The sequence below is a fragment of the Actinomadura sp. BRA 177 genome (assembly GCF_013372625.1).
In the GTDB taxonomy this organism is placed as follows: Bacteria; Actinomycetota; Actinomycetes; order Streptosporangiales; family Streptosporangiaceae; genus Spirillospora.
This window is the reverse complement of record NZ_JABXFD010000557.1, coordinates 1-3,521: the sequence shown is the minus strand read 5'-3', so window position 1 is coordinate 3,521 and position 3,521 is coordinate 1. Positions and strand designations below refer to the sequence as shown.

General features: G+C 75.6%; 3 protein-coding genes. All 3 read right to left on the bottom strand.

All coding sequences use genetic code 11. The features are described from left to right. Positions 1-774 (bottom strand): glycosyltransferase family 39 protein (locus HUX53_RS31595; protein ID WP_176406873.1); only part of this gene is annotated, 774 nt, incomplete at its 3' end. Next, positions 771-2,054 carry a bifunctional glycosyltransferase family 2/GtrA family protein gene (locus HUX53_RS31590; RefSeq protein WP_176406872.1) on the bottom strand — a complete coding sequence of 428 codons (1,284 nt, stop codon included), beginning with the start codon at positions 2,052-2,054 and terminating at the stop codon, positions 771-773. The genes HUX53_RS31590 and HUX53_RS31595, both read right to left, overlap by 4 nt. A 79-nt stretch (positions 2,055-2,133) precedes the next feature. Next, positions 2,134-3,521, bottom strand: a 1,388-nt coding sequence (locus tag HUX53_RS31585) for a cell wall metabolism sensor histidine kinase WalK (protein ID WP_176406871.1), incomplete at its 5' end; no start/stop codon positions are given.

The following is a 3,521-nucleotide window of genomic DNA, read 5'->3' as shown; positions in this document are numbered from 1 at the left end:
GGCGGGGACCAGGTCGACCACGAGCACCCACCACAGCGACGACACCGCAAGGACGGCGCCGGCGGCCAGCAGGTGCAGCACCCGCCGCACGATCCCCGGCCGCGCCGCGATCAGGTAGGCCAGGGCCAGGGCGGGGACGACCAGGAACGCCTGCAGCATCTTGGTGTTGAACCCGCAGCCGACCAGGAACGCCGCGAGCAGCAGGGGCCGCAGCCGCCCGGTGGCGATGGCGCGCTGGCACGCCCACGCGGCGGCGACCATGAGCAGCACGAGCAGGGTGTCGGGGTTGTTGTCGCGGTTGATCGCGACGGTGATCGGGGTGAGGGCGAGGACGGCGGCCGCGGTGACCGCGGCGGCGTGCCCGAACGCCCGCCGCACCGTCGCATACAGGACCGCGACGGCGGCGACGCCCTCGATGACCTGCGGGAGCAGCAGGCTCCACGTCCCGAATCCGAGGATGCGGGCGGTCAGGCCCATGACCCACAGCGCCATGGGCGGCTTGTCGACGGTGATGTAGGAGCCGGCGTCCAGGGAGCCGAAGAAGAACGCCTTCCAGCTCTGGGTGCCGCTCTTGACGGCGGCGGAGTAGTAGGAGTTGGCGTATCCGGCCTCCGACAGCCCCCACCCGTACAGCACCCCGGCGATGACCAGGATGCCCCACAGCGCGGGCCGGGCCCAGCGGGGATCTTCGGGGGGTCCGAGGAGCAGGCGCCGCAGCCGCCCGCGCGCGGCGGGTGCACGCCGTTCGGCGGGCGGGGTGATCGTCTCGGTCATGACCGGGTCCCTCCGGTGTTCTCCCCGGCCGCCGGGACGCGTCCGGGAGCACCGCGGCCGAGGCGGCGGGGGTGGAAGATCCAGGCGCGCATCAGCAGGAACCGGACCAGGGTGGCGGCGGCGTTGGCGGTGACGAGCGCGGCGACCTCGACGGTCCGGGACGCGCCGGGCGCGGCGGCGTGCAGGAGCGCGAGGCCGCCGGTGGACAGGGCGAGGCCGAGCAGGAACGCGGCGCCGCCTTCGAGCTGGTGGCGCAGGGCGCGGCGGGTGCCGGTGACGCCGAAGGTGAACCGCCGGTTGGCGGCGGTGTTCCCGATCGTCGTGGCGGCCAGGGACAGCGCGTTCGCCCACAGCGGCCCCATGACCAGGCGCAGCAGGACGAACAGGGCGAGCTGCGCGAGGGTGCTGAGGACGCCGATGACCGCGAAGGCGGGCAGCTGGCGGCCGATCCCGGCCGGGAGGGCGGGCGCGGGGCGGCGCCCGACGGGGGCGCGGAACGCGCCGGTGCCGATGCGGCGGGCGACGCGGGCCATGCCGCGCAGGTCGGCCGCGGCGGTGCGCAGCACGTCGACGCGGGAGTCGGGGTCGTCGACCCAGTCGACGGGGACCTCGTGGATGCGCAGCCCGCCGCGTTCGGCGAGCAGCAGCAGCTCGGTGTCGAAGAACCACTCCTCGTCCTGCACCTGCGGCAGCAGCGCCTGCACGATCTCGGTGCGGGCGGCCTTGAAGCCGCACTGTGCGTCGGTGAAGCGGGCGGCGAGCGCGGTGCGCAGCAGCAGGTTGTAGCAGCGGGAGATGACCTCGCGGCGGGGCCCGCGGACGACGGCGGACCCGCGGGTGAGGCGGGACCCGATGGCCAGGTCGCTGTGCCCGGAGATGAGGGGGGCGACCAGCGGCAGGAACGCGTCCAGGTCGGTGGACAGGTCGACGTCCATGTAGGCGACGACGTCGGCGTCGCTGGCGCTCCACACGTGCCGCAGCGCGCGGCCGCGCCCCTTCTCCTCCAGCCGGACGGCCCGCACCCGCGGGAGCCGCGCCGCCAGTTCCTGCGCGGCGCGCCAGGTGGCGTCGGTGCTGGCGTTGTCGGCGATCGTGATGCGGAACGGGTAGGGGAACGTCCCGGCCAGGTAGCCGTGCAGCCGTTCGACGCTCGCGGCCAGGACGCGTTCCTCGTTGTGGACGGGGACGACCACCTCGACCAGCCGTCCCCGTCCCCCGTCGCTGTGCGGGGACGGCGGCGGCGCGGCGGGCGTGCCCCGTTCGGTGATGAGGTGACTCATGGGACCGAGGTTCGGCGGCGGCCGTGGGAGACCGGTGAGGCGCCGATGAAGGCGGCATGAGAATCACCGCGCGCCCTTCTCAGTCGGGGGGTTGCGGGGTGCCGGGGAGGTGGACGCGGGCGAGGGTGCCGCCGCCGGGCGCGGGTTCCAGGGCGACGCGGCCGCCGGATTCGGCGACGACGCGGGCGACGATGGACAGCCCAAGCCCGGAGCCGGGCAGGCTCCGCGCGGACGGGGACCGCCAGAACCGCTCGAACACGTGCGGGAGGTCCTCGCCGGGGATGCCGGGCCCGTGGTCGCGGACGGTGAGCTCCCCGCCGTCGAGGCGGACGGCGACGGTCCCGCCGGGCGGGCTGAACTTCACGGCGTTGTCGAGGAGGTTGACCACGGCGCGCTCCAGCGACGCCGGGTCGCCGAGCACATACCAGGGGCGGGCCGTGGATCCGACGGTGAGGCCGGGGCCGCGCAGCCGGGCGCGGTCCACGGCGCGGGCGACGACGTCGTGCAGCGCGACGGTCTCGCGGACGGGCTGCGCCTCGGCGGGCCGGGCCAGCTCCAGCAGGTCCCCGACGAGGCTGGACAGTTCCCGCATCTGCGCCTTGACGCTGGTGAGGAGGTTGTGGCGGGCGGCGGCCGGCAGGTCCCGGCCGGTGGCCTCGGCGCGCAGCAGCAGGTCGATGTTGGTGCGCAGGCTGGTGAGGGGGGTGCGCAGCTCGTGCCCGGCGTCGGCGATGAGCTGCCGCTGCCGTTCCCGGGACGCGGCCAGCGCGCCGGTCATGGCGTTGAACGCGCGGCCGAGCCGGGCGATCTCGTCGGTGCCCTCGGCGGGGATGCGGGTGGCGAGGTCCTCGGTGCGGGCGATGTGCTCGGCGGCGCCGGTCAGCTCGTCCACCGGCCGCAGCGACGCCCGCGCGATCGCCAGGCCGGCGGCGGCCGACACCAGCACGCCGAGCGCGGTGACGGCGGTGAGCAGCAGCGCGAGGTTGTCCAGCGGCCCCTCGACCTCGTCCAGGGAGATGGCGTAGGACACCGCGGCGAGGGTGCCGTCCTCGGCGCGGAACGAGCGGGTGAGGACGCGGACGTGGTCCGGGGCGCCGGCGGGGGTGGTGCCGGTGCCGTCGTGGTAGACGTGGCCGCGTTCACCGCGGGCGACCTCGACGTCCTCGGCGGTGACCCGCAGCGCCCCGGCCCCCGGCATGGTGCAGCGCCGCCCGGCGGCGGTGACGGCCTGCGTCATCTCGTACGGGCCGGGCGGCGGGTTGACGCTGCCGATCGGGTCCTGGGAGCAGCGGGCCAGGGCCTCCTCGACCCGCAGCGCCGTCCCCCGGAACGGCCGGTCGTGCTCGGGGCCGCCGGGTGGCCCGCCGGACGTGGCGGCCAGCCGCCGGTCGAGCTCGGAGTACAGCTGGTTGCGGGTGAGGCTGTCGCTTCTACACCTCTGGCGCTGCCGACCAAGAGGAAAGAGGA